Source organism: Acinetobacter sp. C26M (assembly GCF_023702675.1).
In the GTDB taxonomy this organism is placed as follows: domain Bacteria; phylum Pseudomonadota; class Gammaproteobacteria; order Pseudomonadales; family Moraxellaceae; genus Acinetobacter.
The window spans coordinates 2,064,371-2,081,021 of sequence record NZ_CP098478.1; the positions used below are offsets into that span (position 1 = coordinate 2,064,371).

At 39.6% G+C, this 16,651-nt stretch carries 14 protein-coding genes; 9 read left to right on the top strand and 5 right to left on the bottom strand.

What is annotated here, in order from left to right:
* The first annotated feature begins 7 nt into the window (after positions 1-7).
* The 5 genes from NDN11_RS09405 to NDN11_RS09425 are packed head-to-tail and all read left to right on the top strand — an operon-like array spanning position 8 to position 5,157.
* A complete protein-coding gene (locus NDN11_RS09405) occupies positions 8-1,756 on the top strand; it encodes a bifunctional alpha/beta hydrolase/class I SAM-dependent methyltransferase (RefSeq protein WP_251109448.1) in 1,749 nt (582 codons plus the stop codon).
* 12 nt (positions 1,757-1,768) lie between these two features.
* A complete protein-coding gene (locus tag NDN11_RS09410; protein ID WP_251109449.1) occupies positions 1,769-3,139 on the top strand; it encodes a phosphatase PAP2/dual specificity phosphatase family protein in 1,371 nt (456 codons plus the stop codon).
* Positions 3,136-3,558, top strand: coding sequence for a hypothetical protein (locus tag NDN11_RS09415; RefSeq protein WP_251109450.1), 423 nt, complete (start codon positions 3,136-3,138; stop codon positions 3,556-3,558). Before NDN11_RS09410 ends, NDN11_RS09415 begins: the two co-directional genes overlap by 4 nt.
* 7 nt (positions 3,559-3,565) lie before the next feature.
* Complete coding sequence (locus NDN11_RS09420; RefSeq protein WP_251109451.1) at positions 3,566-4,216, top strand: lysophospholipid acyltransferase family protein; 651 nt, start codon at positions 3,566-3,568, stop codon at positions 4,214-4,216.
* A complete protein-coding gene (locus NDN11_RS09425; protein ID WP_251109452.1) occupies positions 4,213-5,157 on the top strand; it encodes a phosphatidate cytidylyltransferase in 945 nt (314 codons plus the stop codon). Before NDN11_RS09420 ends, NDN11_RS09425 begins: the two co-directional genes overlap by 4 nt.
* Before the next feature lie 3 nt (positions 5,158-5,160).
* Here NDN11_RS09425 and NDN11_RS09430 read toward each other — a convergent pair whose 3' ends face one another.
* On the bottom strand, positions 5,161-6,186 hold the full coding sequence (locus NDN11_RS09430) for an AraC family transcriptional regulator (protein ID WP_251109453.1): 1,026 nt from the start codon (positions 6,184-6,186) through the stop codon (positions 5,161-5,163).
* A 130-nt stretch (positions 6,187-6,316) separates the two neighbouring features.
* Here NDN11_RS09430 and NDN11_RS09435 point away from each other — a divergent pair, with 130 nt between their 5' ends.
* Positions 6,317-7,015 (top strand): NAD(P)H-dependent oxidoreductase, encoded by a 699-nt coding sequence (locus NDN11_RS09435; protein ID WP_251109454.1) that lies wholly within the window; start codon positions 6,317-6,319, stop codon positions 7,013-7,015.
* A gap of 47 nt (positions 7,016-7,062) precedes the next feature.
* On the opposite strand, the gene NDN11_RS09440 is transcribed toward NDN11_RS09435, so the two are convergent.
* From NDN11_RS09440 to NDN11_RS09450, 3 genes are all read right to left on the bottom strand, one after another.
* A complete protein-coding gene (locus tag NDN11_RS09440; RefSeq protein WP_251109455.1) occupies positions 7,063-9,753 on the bottom strand; it encodes a TonB-dependent receptor in 2,691 nt (896 codons plus the stop codon).
* 200 nt (positions 9,754-9,953) lie between these two features.
* Positions 9,954-10,922, bottom strand: a complete 969-nt coding sequence (locus tag NDN11_RS09445) for a FecR domain-containing protein (RefSeq protein WP_251109456.1) — start codon at positions 10,920-10,922, stop codon at positions 9,954-9,956.
* A gap of 7 nt (positions 10,923-10,929) precedes the next feature.
* Entirely contained in the window at positions 10,930-11,415 is a 486-nt protein-coding gene (locus tag NDN11_RS09450; protein ID WP_251109457.1) for a sigma-70 family RNA polymerase sigma factor, read from the bottom strand.
* 308 nt (positions 11,416-11,723) lie between these two features.
* Between NDN11_RS09450 and NDN11_RS09455 the strand changes: the two genes are divergently transcribed.
* The gene (locus tag NDN11_RS09455) at positions 11,724-11,948 is read left to right on the top strand and encodes a hypothetical protein (RefSeq protein WP_167246559.1); all 225 of its coding nucleotides are present in this window, start codon (positions 11,724-11,726) and stop codon (positions 11,946-11,948) included.
* A 31-nt stretch (positions 11,949-11,979) separates the two neighbouring features.
* A complete protein-coding gene (locus NDN11_RS09460) occupies positions 11,980-14,208 on the top strand; it encodes a phosphocholine-specific phospholipase C (protein ID WP_251109458.1) in 2,229 nt (742 codons plus the stop codon).
* Between the two features lie 106 nt (positions 14,209-14,314).
* On the opposite strand, the gene NDN11_RS09465 is transcribed toward NDN11_RS09460, so the two are convergent.
* Positions 14,315-15,061 (bottom strand): iron-containing redox enzyme family protein, encoded by a 747-nt coding sequence (locus NDN11_RS09465; RefSeq protein ID WP_167247295.1) that lies wholly within the window; start codon positions 15,059-15,061, stop codon positions 14,315-14,317.
* A 294-nt stretch (positions 15,062-15,355) separates the two neighbouring features.
* On the opposite strand from NDN11_RS09465, the gene NDN11_RS09470 reads away from it, so the two are divergent.
* Positions 15,356-16,585: a GGDEF domain-containing protein gene (locus NDN11_RS09470; RefSeq protein WP_167247297.1), complete on the top strand. Its 1,230-nt coding sequence runs from the start codon at positions 15,356-15,358 to the stop codon at positions 16,583-16,585.
* Positions 16,586-16,651 lie beyond the last annotated feature (66 nt).

Genomic DNA, 16,651 nt, shown 5'->3' on the forward strand with positions numbered 1-16,651 from the left:
AAATCAGATGCAAAGCTCACAAAAACATGTGTTTATCAGTCATGATGATACCCAATTAGCCTATCAACACTGGCCTGCAACTGCAGAAAAAGAGACAAAAAAAGCAATTATCTTATTCCATCGTGGTCATGAACACTCTGGACGTATGGCGCATTTGGTCAATGAGCTCAACCTACCAGAATTTGATTTCTTTGCGTGGGATGCACGCGGACATGGAGATTCCCCAGGTTTACGTGGCGATGCACCAAGTTTCTCTGCATGTGTGAAAGATATTCAATCTTTTGTACAACATATTGAATCGACGTATAACATTGTATCAACCAATATCGCCGTCATTGGTCAAAGCGTTGGCGCAGTTTTGGCAGCGACATGGGTACATGATTATGCTCCAAAAATCAGAGCCTTATGCTTAGCTTCACCCGCATTTGATATCAAACTGTATGTACCATTTGCAAAAGCAGGTTTAACTGTTTTAAGTAAACTCAAAGGTAATTTCTTTATTACCAGCTATGTAAAAGCCAATATGCTGACGCATGATGTTGATCGTGCGAAAACTTATGATACAGATCCACAAATTGCCAAAGCCATTTCTGTACGAATGCTTTTAGGCTTATATGCAGCGTCAGAACGTATCGTTAATGATGCACAAAATATCTTTGTTCCTACACAAGTTTTATGCTCTGGATCAGATTTTGTAGTATTCCGTAAGCCACAACAACAATTTTATGAAAAGCTTCCTCATCCACGTAAAGAGTTCCATGTACTAGATGGTTTTTATCACGATACTTTAGGTGAAAAAGACCGCCATATTGCAATCGAAAAAATCCGTCGTTTTATCTTGCAAAGCTTTGTTGAGGATTATCAGGCCCCAGATGTATTGAATGCCGATAAAATTGGTACAAGTTGTGCGACAGCTGAGCAATTGAGTAGCCCACTTCCCGCTGCTTCCATCAAAAAGCTATTCTGGAATTTAACCAAACGTAATTTAAAGCTCGGTAGTAAATTCTCGCATGGCTTAAAAATTGGTGAAGATACTGGTTATGACTCAGGCAGCACTTTAGATTTTGTTTATAGAAATCAAGGTGAAAGCAAAAACATTCTTGGCAATATTATCGATAAGCAATATTTAAATGCGATTGGTTGGCGTGGCATTCGCGTACGTAAACAACATATTGAGCAGTTATTGGCAAAATATGCGAAAGCATTGACCAAGCAACGTAAAGATGTTCGCATCCTAGACATTGCTGCGGGTCATGGCCGCTATATTTTAGATGCAGTCAGTCAGCTTCCAACAACACCGAAATCCGTTTTATTAAGAGATTATAGTGAATTAAATGTTGAGTCAGGTACAGCATTAATCCAAGAGCGGAAATTGGACAATATTGCCCAATTTGAACTCGGTGATGCCTTTGACACGGCGTCATTGGCCAAAGTTAAACCTAAGCCAAATTTGGTGATTGTTTCAGGGCTTTATGAGTTGTTTAGTGATAATGACTTATTAAGACAATCACTCACAGGTATTCATCAAGCCATGTTACAAGGTGGCTTCCTGATATACACAGGACAAATTTGGCACCCACAACAAGAGTTTATTGCACGTGCGCTTACCTCACATCGTCAAGGTGATGCTTGGGTAATGCGGTTACGCTCGCAAGCCGAAATGGATGCACTGGTTGAAAAAGCAGGCTTTAAAAAAGTAGATCAATGTATTGATGAATTTGGGATTTTTACAGTTTCAGTTGCTCAAAAAATTTAAATAAAGACCTTTATGCAAAATAATATTTTAGATCGCCAGCCCGGTACTTGGAAATGGGGACTACTCTGCTTAGTCTTTTTAGCACCCTTTTTCTTTTTAACCTATGGTTTTGCAAATCAATATGCATCCAGCCTCAGCAATGTTCCGAGTATTGTGTTTGAATGGGAGCATCATATCCCACTTTGGGCATGGACCATTGTGCCGTATTGGTCAATTGACCTTTTTTATGGGTTGTCACTATTGTTATGTTGGAATAGATTTGAATTAAAACAACATTCGCTTAGGCTATTTGCTGCCCAGATTATTTCGATAAGTTGTTTTTTAATCTTTCCTTTAAAATTCAGTTTTGAACGTGCTGAATTACATGGTTTTTTTGGATTATGGTTTGATGTATTGATGGGTTTTGATAAACCCTTTAATCAAGCACCTTCATTACATATCGTTTTATTGGTCATTCTCTGGGATTTTTACCGTCGACATATCAAGCCAAGCTATCGTTGGTTGGTTCATCTTTGGTCTTTTCTAATCGGACTTTCTGTCTTAACCACGTGGCAACATCACTTTATTGATATTCCTTTAGGGCTATTGGTTGGTGCACTGTGTTTATGGCTATTTCCTCTCACCGTTAAAGCACCTTATCAAAAAGATAGCTTACAGCAAATTACAGGCAAACATTTAAAATTAGGGTGTTTTTATCTCATAGGTGCCTTGCTGTGTCTGGTACCTGCATTTTTATTTAAAGGTGTATGGCTATGGATGTTATATCCAGCAATCAGTCTTTTCTTAGTTGCTTTAGCATACTTTTTGGTTAGACCTCATTTTTTCCAAAAGCAAGAAAATGGTCAAATGACTGTCGCTGCATGGTTATTGTTCGCACCTTATTCTCTAGTCGCATGGATAAATAGTCGTGTTTGGACCTATCGACATCCTGAAGACTCATTGATTTTGCAACTCAATGGCGTTGATCTGTATCTAGGCCGTATTCCATCTGCTGAACATAGCAAACAATACAATGCCTTATTTGATTGCTGTGCTGAGTTAGCGGTAAATCAACAGGTACAACATTATGAAAAATTTAGCACGCTCGATTTAATCCCTGTCCAAAGTCAACAATTGTTGGTCGCCGCAGTAGCATTCGACCATTTTATCCAACCTTTACTACAAATCAATCAACCACATAAAGTTCTGATTTTTTGTGCGCTTGGCTATTCACGTAGTTGTAGTGTATTGATTGCATGGTTATTGCTACAAGACCACGTATCTACCGTTGAAGAAGCGATTGCCTTAATACAACGATCGCGTCCGTGGATTGTTTTGAGTGAGACACATATTGCTGAAATTAAAAATTTCCAACAACTGATCTCTCAGGAGATACAGCCATGAAAATGAATTTTGTTGTAGTGAGCCAACTGCTAAAGCAAAGTCAGGCTCTTTTAAAATCAGGATATTTAGCCTTTGTTTTATCAATTGTAAGCTTATTTTTATTTTCAAGTATCCCGATCTTGATCCTACTGTTACTGGTCACTGCTCTATTAGCGATTCACCATTATTTATTTATTCGGATTGAATTTGATCGTGGCCTGTTACAGCATATGGTGGACCAACCAGAGGATATAGACCGTCTTACCCAACAATTGGATCAATCCCTGTTAAACTTGCAACTGATTCCATCCAGTAAAACGGGTCGTGATTGGTCGATACGCTTCAAAGGCTGCTTAAGACTGTTAAAAATACAGATCTTCATTGTCTTAATTCAGTATTCTGTATTTATTGTACTTTTTTATAAATTAACGCATAGATGAAGGTTGAATGAAAAGAAATATAATTACGCAATCCGTTGCTCGTTTTATCGCATTTCTTACCCGTCGTGGTGCACGGTTGTTAACAGGTGCTCGAAGTTTATGGGTCGGCTGTGAACCTGAACTTAAGCAAAGGATCTATTATGCCAACCATAATAGCCATATTGATTTCATTTTATTATGGTCTTCATTACCCACCCACATCCGTCGCAAAACACGACCAATCGCAGCATCAGATTACTGGCTCAAAGATGGGCTGAGACGCTTTTTGATTCAAGATACTTTTTCAGGTGTTACCATTCAACGAAATCGTAGTGATCAGCAAGATCCTTTACAGCCAGTCAAAGATGTCTTGGCAGAAGGCTATTCCATTATTTTCTTCCCTGAAGGGACACGTAATTTAAATGATGATGTAGAGATGCTGCAGTTTAAAAGTGGCCTTTATCATCTCAGCCAGCAATTCCCTGACGTTGAAGTTGTGCCTGTTTGGATTTCTAATTTAAAACGAGTCATGCCTAAAGGCGCATTTATCCCCTTGCCTCTACTCTCTACTGTCATCTTTGGTGAACCCTTAGCACTTGATCAACTCACGGGCAAAGATCAATTCTTGCAGCATGCTCAGCAGCAATTATTGAAATTAAAAGAGGCTGAGAATCAATGAGTTTAGACAATTTACAACAAACTTATCTATTGTTTGGCATCTTTGCAGTTATCTTGATTATCGCCTCTAGTATCGGTTTTATCCTCAAACAAAAAGCAGGTACAGCCCCTTCTCCTGTCATTGATAACCTGAATGCGCGTATCAATGCTTGGTGGATCATGCTGATAGTCTTGGCAGCAGCTATTCTATTAGGAAAAACTGCGTTTATTGTCCTGTTTGGCCTTATTTCCTTTTTTGCATTACGTGAATTTATTAGTTTATTACCCACACGGCGTGGCGACTATCTGCCTTTACTGATTGCGTTCTATTTTGTTATTCCTTATCAATACTATTTGGTCTATACCAATTGGTATGGGTTATTTTCGATTTTTATTCCACTCTATGTATTTTTACTGATTCCAATTGCCAGTTTAAAGTTGGAAGATACCACACACTTCTTGGAACGCAGTGCCAAAATCCAATGGGGGCTTATGGTGAGTGTGTTCTGTATCTCACATGTCCCCGCTCTGTTAAATCTGGATTTACCCCAATTTAAAGGAGAAAAAATTTGGTTGGCAATTTGGCTGATTATGGTAGTACAAGCCTCAGATGTGCTGCAATACGTATGTGGCAAACTTTTTGGAAAACATAAAGTTGCCCCTACGCTTTCCCCATCAAAAACCGTTGAAGGATTAATTGGCGGCATTGCTCTCGCAACCGCACTCGGTGTATTGATGTCATCACTCACCCCATTCAATTACTGGCAAGCGGCTCTGATTGGTTTGATTGTTTGTATTTTTGGTTTCTTTGGTGGACTAGTCATGTCTGCGATCAAACGCGATCGTGGTGTGAAAGATTGGGGACAGCTCATTCAAGGTCACGGTGGTATGTTAGATCGTATCGACTCGATCTGTTTCTCTGCACCGATTTTTTTCCATATCCTTCGATATTGGTGGAGCTAATCTCTATGAAGAAAGTCGACCAATGCTGACTTCACGGAAAAACTTAGGCGTTACATTGGTCCACTTTTTAAATGCCCGTGAAAAATGGGAAATATCGGCATAGCCTAAACGCTCTGCAATTTGCTCAATCGAAAGTTTAGACTGTTTTAATAACTGCTCCGCCTGATTCCTGCGTACTTCAGCTACAAGACTTTGGAAAGACGTTTGTTTATTGCTTAACTGTCGCTGTAGGGTACGCTCTGAGAGATGGAGTTTTTCAGCGACCTGTTTCAGCGATAAGAAGCCAATATCTCCATCATATAGCAAGGCTTTGACTTGTGAATCCAAGCGATTTTTTTGATCCCTTTTCAACGCAAGCTTATCGACATCTTGCTCACATTGTTGTTTGCTTAGCCGAGCCAATAAGGCATCTGCGGTCTTTAACGGGAGTGATAGCGATGCCTTATGAAAGCTTAAACAATCTTTTTCACACTCGAAACTGATATTTGAATAATTGAATTTATGAGTATTTTTATAAAAATCTGGTTTGTCTTGTTGGAACTTAAACTGGATTCCAAGTTTATTTTGGGCTAAGTTTTCCAAAATTTGTGAAAAACCCAAAATCAAGAACATCATTCCATGTCGGTTTAACTTAAATTTTTGTGAGGGTTGGTTGAAATACAAATAAGCCAAGTCACCTTCTATCTTTAATTTAGGTTTAAACACAGAACAATGTAAGCCAATGAACTGTTCTAGAATTTTGATAGCATCGCCTAATGTGTCAGAGGCAGTTGCAGCAATGCCGACATGACCATAGCAAGAGACTCGCATTTCCTCTGCAAGATAGAGACTAATCGCAGGTTCATGCGTTAACAAAGCTGCTTTATCCAATAAATGATTAAAGATATCGAAATCTACATACCAAAACGGCACATTTAAAGTGTGTGCAGAAATCCCTGTTCCAGACAAAAGTTGTTCTGAAGATACATTCCATTTTTGTATGACATCCACTAATAGGTTGACATAAGTACCGGGTAATTCTGGATTCATGCAGTCTCCATGAAACAGCGAAAAATTGGCGTAAAATGGTAAATATTGGCGGTTAATGAACTATGACATCTTTCTCGATTTAAGCATAGTAGCTCTATCTAAAAAACTCAGATATTAAACTGGTGAAATCATGCATATTTTGATCGTACATGCGCATCCTGAACCGCAGTCATTTACCTCTGCGCTTAAAGATACAGCACAGCAAACCTTTGAACAGCAAGGTCATACTGTCGAGGTTTCCGATCTCTATGAAATGAACTTTAATCCTGTTGCGTCTAAAGATGATTTTGGCAGCCTGAATCAACCTGATTATTTTAATTATGCTTTAGAACAACGCCATGCATTTAAACAACAGCAATTTTCAGCAGATATCCAAGCTGAAATTGAAAAAGTTCAACGTGCTGATCTGGTTATTTTTAGCTTCCCTTTGTACTGGACTTCTGTACCTGCCATCTTGAAAGGTTGGATTGATCGTGTATTCGTATCTGGCTTATTTTATGGCGGTAAGCGCTTTTATAATCATGGTGGTATGCGTGGTAAAAAAGCCATGTTATGTTTAACACTCGGTGGTCGTGAACATATGTTTGGTGAAGGTTCTGTACATGGGCTGATAGAGCATTATTTATCATCATTGCAACGTGGCACACTCGCCTATGTCGGCTTTGAAGTACTGCCTCCATTCCTTGCCTATCATGTGCCTTATATCAGCCAAGAAGATAGACAAAAGATTGTGAGTGATTTCGAACACTACTTGCAGAACATAGATGATTTACAAGCCTTAGTATTTCCGTTACTGGAAAATTTTGACGATAGAATGAATCCACTGTGATAAAACAACGATAAGGCTCTAGGCTAAGAACCTTATCGTTTTATCTCTTAGAACTTCATTTCAATGCCTGCTTTGATGGTACGCCCTGGAATCGGCATACCAATCACTGTACCAGGATCAAAGTTATAGCGATTTGTTAAGTTATCGACATTAAATGACAAGGCAACATTTGGATTCCACTTATAGCTTGCAAACAGATCAATTAAAGTTTCAGAAGAAATTTCCGTCACAGCTCGTCCACTTACACCTGTACCTGCCAACCAGCCTTTAGGGTTGGTCTTTTCAGAATGATATTTTGCACGCGCACCGACAATAAGTTTATTTTCAAATAGGTTTTTGCCTACCGTAATATTAAAAATCTTACGCGGTGGCAAACGAGTTGAAATCAGACTCCAAGAATCACCCACTTCATTACATTCCGCTTTACTTGCAGGACAGACTTTAGGTGCTTGATACAAGGTTCCATTCAAACTGGTAAAGAAACTCGGATGATTATAGGAAAGATCAAACTCCAAACCCTTCATTACAACTTGATTGTAATTGACGAATGTATAAGAGCTTGTATAGGGAAGAATAAAGTCAGGCGTAATTTGGTTCGGAATATCTTTTCTTTGCACACCTTGTGTTAGAAAATCCTTAGTTTGATTGCGGAAATAATTCAGGTTAAATTTCAAATGGTCATCTTGAGCAAACACGTTGTCACGCTCACCGATAAATCCTAACTCAATAAGACGTGAATTCTCAGGTTTAATCGGCAGGTCTGGATCATAACTAAAGGTTTGACCTGAAACAGTTGATTCAAACAGACTTGGGCTACGATGTGTATTGGAGAGTTTTCCATAAAGATCAATACCGTCCCATAACTTATAGTTGAGTTGAGACATCCAATCGATGTTTCCTCCAAAGTCACGTACAACATAACCCTTATTATTTAAGTCTGAATGCACAACAGGTGTCATTGGTCGATACTGATCACCATAGTCTTTCACTTTGGCTTTATGCCATTTACTCCCTAAACTTAAACTAAAGTCATTAAAAGCATAGTCACCATTCAGAAAAACTGAGGACTCTTTGCGTAATCCATCCCGTGCAATTTCATGATCAACCAGATGACGCGGCTTCATACGCTGTTCATCGTAGGTTAAGCCATAATTCAATGTGACCTGATCAAATTTACTGGTATTTTCTAGATTCAGACCACTACGATAATCTTGGAAACTCCCCCAGTATTGATCTCCATAACTGGAATTCTTCATCCCAATCATGCCATTGTGCTGGCGATATTTAGCGTTGGTATGCCAAACACCTAATTCGAGATCTACCAAAGGGTTATGCTTCGGCTTATAAGTATAACTGGTGCTGAATGCATTCACAGCTGCTGAACCTAGAGACCACTGTGGCATGGTATAGGCATCTTCTATATATCGTGGCTCAACATACTCGTCATCAATATACCCATATGGTGGAGAGTTGGGATCAATCACTTTCGATCGACTCCAGTAAAAGGCCATCACCTCACCCGCTTTTTGAACATGACGGCGTAAGTTTACTTCGACACGATGCTCATCGGTGATATTCATTCCTGCTTTAATAATGCCAGAATCACTTTTATAACTGGTATTCACCACCTCTTGGCCTGGACCGACATCGACTATATCGCGCTTTTCGTAATACTCAATGCCATGTTTTCCAGCATAGTAATTACCAACTTCTCGCTTACTATAAGCAGCGACTAAGTCAAACATATCGTTTCGATAAGCCAGCGCCAATGTACCAGCACCATTTTGAAAATTGTTAGATGAAATTTTATTGTGCAGCAAATAAGACATTTGCTCCTTTTCATTATCTGAGGTTTGAGGCGTTCTGTTATTGTTATAAAAACTTCCTTTGAGCATGACACCTGCATTTTGATTCGGCAATAAAATATCATTGGCACTTAGGGTTCGCATTTTTACAATTCCCCCTATTCCGCCTACGCTAAACTTAGCCCGAGATGCACCTTTTTCAACCTCGATTTGGCTGATCAAATCCATATCGATATAAGTACGGTCACTCTCACCTTGATAACCTCGGAAGGTATGACTGGACTGTAAACTACCATCAATGATCACAGGAACGCGCCCTTCACCCTGCATGCCACGGATTCCAACATCTATTGCACCTGCTTCATTACGTAAGCTGTTAACCTGTACCCCTGCAATATCGGAAAACACATCCCCATTACCCGTTCCTCTAAATCGGCTAATCTGTTCTCGATCAAGATGAGTACTATTTACCCTTTGCTTTTGTTGTTCGGCATTCACTTTTATTTCTGGCATGGCCACAATAGCTTTAACATGCTGCTCTAATTGTGAATGCGTATTCGCATTAGAACTCAGTTTTTCTGCATGACTGGGCATGGAGCTCGTTTTGGGAACTAAAAGATAGGTTTGCCCTTGTTTGATCACTTGATAAGGTTGATCCGCCAGTAAGTAGTCAAAACCGCGCTGAACTGAGTACTTTCCTGATATTCCCTTACTTTTTAACCCTTTTAAATGATTAGAATCATAGCTCAACACAATGCCAGACTGTGCCGCAAAGCTCGACAGCACGTAGCCCAATGGGTTCTCTGCAATTTGATAGGTCCTTTCCACAGCTGGCTTATCTAATATCTGAACAGATGACGTTATTTCGGCATAAGCCCCACTGATACAAAAACAATGTACCAGTAGTGCTAAAGTTTGCTTTTTAAATTTCATTGGATGATCCATACTTGCTAATGATTTTCATTTTCAATAATCATTACCAAGTGACTTCCAAAAATATGACATTAAATTTCAAATTTTTCTGCTCTACTTCATATCAGCAGTAAGAATGACATTGCGATAAGATTTAGCTGATTTCTTTGGTTTAACTTGTATTACCAGCTCAACACTCAAAAACTGCCAACAATTTTTAATTATTTTTCTCCTTTTTCATTTTTAGCCTGAATTGTAATGACACGATCACCTAAATGTCGCTGCATACGAATCGGATAAGTTAATTCCAAAGCAGACTGTAACTGAGTCAAGTTATTGACAGGATAAGAACCAGAGACCTTTAATGCTTTTAATTGAGGGGCGAGATCAACATATTGATGCTGATAACGCCCAATCTCTTGAAATAGCTGCTCTAAAGGCATTTCAAATGCCATGATCATCTGATTTTTCCAAACCAATACATTCGGATCAAGCTGCCCCAATGCTTTAAAATCAGTATCATCAAAACATAACTGTTCTCCGGCATGTACTACCGTGGTTTTTCTCGATTGACTTAGCGTGACCTTGACAGCACTTTCAATCACGCCTAAACAGGTTTGCTGTTGTTTATTTTTGAGATATTGCACATTAAAAATTGTTCCTAGTGCCTGTAAATGCGCACTATCCGTCTCAACATAAAATGGACGAGGGTTCTGAGTTTCTTTCGCGGTATGAATCTGTATTTCGCCGTAATGTAATCTTAGCGTCCGTAGATGTGGTGTATAGCGAACATCAAGTGCTGTATCTGTATTTAATTGAAGTTGTGTTCCATCCTCAAGTGTCACACTCTGCTGCTCACCAGTAGCCGTACTGTAATCTGACAGCCACAAATATTTATAATCAGAACTCCATGCAATGATACTACCCAGACACGCAATACATGCCACGACAAGATGTTTGGTCCACTGAAACTGTGCAGCTTGATTGCCTTTTTTAATAATTGCATAACCTTCTTCAGGGAAACATTCAAGACTCTTGAGCAAAAGCTCTGCTTTAATCCATGCAGTTTGATGTGCTTCGCTTTGGCTCTTCCAGTTTTCGAATTCAAGCTGTTGAGCTTCTGTTAAAGCTGATGCCTGAATCAGCACAATCCATTCAGCGGCCTCTTTTAAAATTTGTGTTTGAGACATGTCAATCTCAATCCATGATCGCTAAACATTGTGTCAGTACAGCAACCAAATCTCGCATAACTGTTCGTGTAGAAATATTCAAACGAGTCGCAATCTCTTGCTGTGTAAGGCCTTCTAGTTGTGACCAGATAAAGACCTGCTGTTGACGTTCAGGCATTTGATTTAAAAGTTGGTTAATTAAACATAATGATTCAATGGCTGAGATTTTTTGCTCGGGGCTAATCTCATCATACTCAGGTCGACTACTTAGTGCTTCCAAATAAGCTTTTTCTATCGATTTACGCTGATACCAATTAATTAATACTCCTTTCGCCACAGTCGTCAAAAGTGCACGAGGCTGGTCAAAATACAATTGATCTTTACGTTTCAAAATACGAATAAAGGTATCGTGTGCTAGATCTGCAGCATCTTCACTGTGATTGAGCCGCCGTTTAAGCCATTGATACAACCAAGAATGATGTTGGCGATAGAGAGAATTGATTGGGTCAGACATTTTAAAAGATAATGAGAATCATTAATGATATCTTAACAAAAAATAAGAGAATGATCACCCCTGTTTTGTGTGTGAATCTGGATAAACACCTGATGATTAATTAAATTTTTTTTAGAACCAATTTTTACGATAATCAAGATACAACTAGACTTGTTTTTCTAAGACTTTAATATGCACACTTGCTTCGCAACAGCTTTAATCACTTAAAAAATTACATTGAGTGATCTTAAGGCTTTATGTCTCATCCGAATACTGCCATTCCAAAAGCTTTTAGCTCATTTTACTGCTTATTTTCATATGAAACGTCAATGAATCGTCATAAAGATGACACTGTGCTGTCACAAGGCCTGTCTAGTGTGTTGTCATCTTTGTTATGGATGAAGCAGATGTTGAAAAAAACCAAACGATGGCTGGCATGTCTTTATGTTTTCCCCATTCTATTGGCACTCACCGCGTGTAATGACTCAAACGACGATCAGGTCGCAGCGAAACCAGATGAAACCAAAAAACCAGTCATGCGCTGTGCACCATAGGCATAAGAACAACTAAGATAGGGAAAATATCGTGATTAATCGTCGTCAATTTTTAGCAAATACACTTAAAACTGGCTTTGGTGCTGCCGCTTTGACCACCTTTCCAGCTAGCATTCAAAAAGCATTAGCCATTCCTGCCAACAACAAAACAGGAACCATTCAAGATGTAGAGCATGTGGTGATCTTGATGCAGGAAAACCGCTCATTTGACCATTACTTTGGAACATTAAAAGGCGTCCGCGGTTTTGCAGATCGTTTGACTATTCCTTTGCAAAATGGTCGCACTGTTTGGCAACAGCAACGCAGTAATGGTGCCTTACTAACACCCTTTCATTTAGATGGCTCAAGCAACAATGCGCAACGTGCACCAGGCACTAACCATACTTGGGTAGATAGCCAAAAAGCATGGGACAATGGCCGTATGTCAAACTGGCCAACCTATAAAACTGACTATGCCATGGGGTACTTCAAAGAACAGGAAATTCCCTATCAATTTGCATTGGCAAATGCATTTACCATTTGTGATGCTTATCACTGCTCAATGCATACTGGGACAGATGCAAATCGCTCATTCCACTTAACTGGCACCAATGGTGCAGTACCAACCAGCACTGCCTTTGTGAATAATGAATGGGACTGGATTGATGGCGATCCTAAAACAGTTGATGTTGGCTATACATGGAAAACCTATGCTGAACGCCTAGAAGAAGCAGGAATCAATTGGATTTGTTATCAAAATATGCCAGATGAATGGGGCGATAACATGCTAGGTGCCTTCCGTACATTTAGAAAAGCCAACATCGATTCGGGTTATCCTGTTTCAAGTGGAGGTGCACCAAACAGCCCTTATAACGCAGCCGCGCAAAACTTGCCTTACAAAGCCTATGATGCAACCACGGATAATGCCAAGAATCCGCTTTATAAAGGCATTGCAAACACCTTACCTGGCAATAAACCTGAAGAGTTTTTAGATGCATTTAAAAATGATATCAAAACTGGCAAATTGCCACAGGTATCATGGATCAATGCGCCTTCAATTTATTGTGAACATCCTGGTCCATCTAGCCCAGTACAAGGTTCATGGTTTATTCAGGAAATTTTAGATGCTTTAACAGCCGTGCCTGAAGTTTGGAGCAAAACCGTATTTCTGATCAATTTTGATGAAAATGATGGTTATTTTGACCATGTTCCATCTCCATCAGCACCGACATTGCAAGCAGATAATACTTATGCAGGCAAATCAACCCTCAGCCAAGCAGATATGCGTCATGAATATTATGTGCATGATGCACCGCTAGGCAGTACCAGCCAACCTAAGAAGGACAATGCTGTTTATGGTCCTGGCCCCCGCGTTCCCTTATTTGTGATTTCACCTTGGAGTCGTGGGGGGATTGTCAACTCACAAGTATTTGATCATACCTCGGTATTGATGTTCCTCGAAAAACGGTTTGGCGTAAAAGAAAGTAATATCAGTCCTTATCGCCGTACGGTATGTGGAGATCTCACCTCTGCATTCAACTTTAAAACGCCAAATGAGGATGTACTACCAACACTAAACGGTAAACAAACCCGTGAACAAGCCGATCAACTGCGTAGCTCACAGCAGAAGTTACCCAATGTTCCAATTCCAAGCAATTTACAACTGCCAATTCAAGCCAGTGGTATCCGTCGTTCAAAAGCACTTCCTTATGAATTGCATACCAGTGCACGCTGCCTGAATGACGGAACAGTCAAACTGCTGTTTTCAAATACAGGGACTCAAGGTGCGGTGTTTCATGTCTACGACAAATTAAATTTAAGTCGAGTTCCACGCCGTTACATTGTAGAGGCAGGAAAAACTCTTGATGATGTCTGGAATGCACAAAAAGATAACCAAGGCTTATACGATCTTTGGGTGATGGGCCCTAATGGCTTTCATCGACATTTCAAGGGTGATCTGAATCGTAATCAAGATCTGCAAATCAATCCTGAGATTCGTGTTTGCTATGATATTGCCAACGGCAATGTTTATGTCGATCTAAACAATACTGGCACTAAAGATATTGAGTTGGTTATTACGCCTGTGGTTTATCGTACTGATGCACCACTGAAACTAACCGTAAAAGCAGGACAAAGCACCATTCAGCATTGGGAATTGAAAGATGCTTGGCAATGGTATGATTTTGCTGTGACTTGTACTCAAGATGCTAAGTTTTATCGTCGCTTTGCAGGTCGTGTTGAAACAGGTGAAGATTCTGTCAGTGACCCAGCAATGGTCTAGGACTTAAAAAAGAATAATCACTTAAGCCCGTTCGGTTTTCCTAAAACTGTACGGGCTTTTATTTCCTATATCAATCAGGTCTCATTCAGACTGGATACTCGAACTCTTAATTTTTATGCTGTAGCTTGTAACACTCATCCAAAGCCAGTTCATAATATTCAAGCCCTTCCTTTGCCGCTAAGAATGCTTTTCTTTGCAATACAGGATCTTTATCACATAAACGCTTAATCAGCTCCATCGCCTCATAGGGATGAAGATCATCATAATGTGCATGTGCTCTTAGCCAAGCGAGAGAACGCTTATTAATATTGACTTCTGGGTGTTGGGTATAGGTTTGAATTCCTTTATAGACTTGAATGGTCCAATCACCAGTCGCCCACTCGATCGCGAGATTGGTTGCAGCAATACTCTCTGCCAGACTTCCACGAAAATTAACATCCCACAAGAAGTGATTCACCGCATTCATTGCAACAGGTGGTTTCACGTTATTCAACATCTCAACGGTTAGACCAAAGCCCCCCGCCCAGTCCTGATACCAGTTCAAATGTCGCTCCTCAACCTTGATGTTTTGAATCAGCCAGTCCCGGGTTTCCGTTACCCCATCCAGTGAAAAAGCAGTCGCTTTCGCTAAGGAACCTGCCATATAGGAAGGGAAATGCGCGACTAGAGGATAAAAATTCAATAAGGCTGAACGAAAGCATTCAAGGCTTAAACAGCCATTGGCCATATCTAAGAATAGCGGATGTTTACTCACCCGTTCTTTTGAGGGTAATAATTCATCCCAGAATCGTTGCGCCCAACCCGAATGGGGTGTAATTTCTAATTTTGTTCCATATTGATTCATAGCAGTCATTGCGATGCATCCTATTTCGTATGACTTAATCCAATCATCTTCGATGATTGCTGCTTTTTTATAAATTGTATCCTAATATCGCAAAGATACAATCGCTTGTGATTTAGTTTGTAACAGTTTTTATTTCTTGAATCTAATTTAAACTTGAATCATTATATTAGGCAATGACCCTTATATAAAAATTAATATTTTTTTATAATCTAATACACATTCCATTTAAATCAGTGTAACGTAGTAAAAAAATAATCCCTATTTTGACATTTATAACAACATTTGGGAGTGGTGAGAGATAAGATGAAGTTGAAAGCTTCCAATATTTTGGGACAAGAACAAATCGACTTGTTAATTTCTCGCGGGCTAAATTTAGTTTGGTTTCCTAAAGAATTAGAAGTGATCTATCGAGATCAGTATAGAAATGAGGCTGCGCATGAGTTCCGCTATCGCGCCCCTATTATTTTAGGTTTATATCTATTTCTAAGCTTCGGTATTTATCAGGTTTTACCTACAGACCTACGTATTACTTGGATGGCAACCTACGGTTGGGTGGGTATCATCATTACATTGGCATGGCTGCTTTCTTTCCTGCCTAGCATGAATAAGTGGTTTGATTACTATGTTTGCATCGGTTCAACGGGTGCTGTAGCAATCTCTTTCACCATCATTAACGTATTGGAACAAGGACAAAATAATGTCCTGTTTCATGCTGCGATGATGTATGCCGTGGTCATCATCTATGCCTTTGTTGGAATGCGTTTTTATACTGCAATCATTGCTGGATGGGTTGGTGGCCTCATTGGTATTATTGCCAGTACATGGTTTAGTGGTGCAATTGACTGGACATTCTTAAACCGTACATATACGTTCAGCAGTTTTCTGGGTATGGCACTTGCCTATGCGACTGATCGGCAACACCGTGAAAACTATCTGCAAAACTGTATGATCGAACTTAACCGCTTGGAATTGATGCGACAAGCACAGCAACTCTCTATTTTGTCTCAACAAGATGCTTTAACGGGTCTCGCCAATCGACGCTACCTAGATGAAGTATTGGAAAATGAGTGGAAAAGAGCAACACGCCATGAAATGCCGATTACCATCATGATGATCGATATCGACTTTTTTAAGCTTTACAACGACACTTTGGGGCATATTCAAGGTGATCAGTGCTTACGTCGAATTGCCATCATGTTGGGTTCCATCGCCTCTCGTAGCGGTGATCTTGCCGCACGTTATGGTGGAGAAGAGTTCCTGTTGTTATTTTCGATGACGGATCGAGATCAGGCCATCACTCAGGTACAAAGACTAATGGAGTTAGTACGTAATATTGGAATTTTGCACCCACGTAGCAATGTTTCAAAACATGTGACCATTAGTGTAGGCGTTGCAACAATGGTTCCCTGTGTAGGTGACAGTCTTTCTGAGTTTGTTGCACAAGCAGATCATGCATTATATATCGCAAAAAGTAATGGTCGTAATCAATATCATATTGCAACATCAGATAATATGATTTCTGAAGCTTTATAATTGATCCATTATTATTAAATGAATATTAAACTAATATTTAATTAAAGTACTTTAAAATGTGATGCA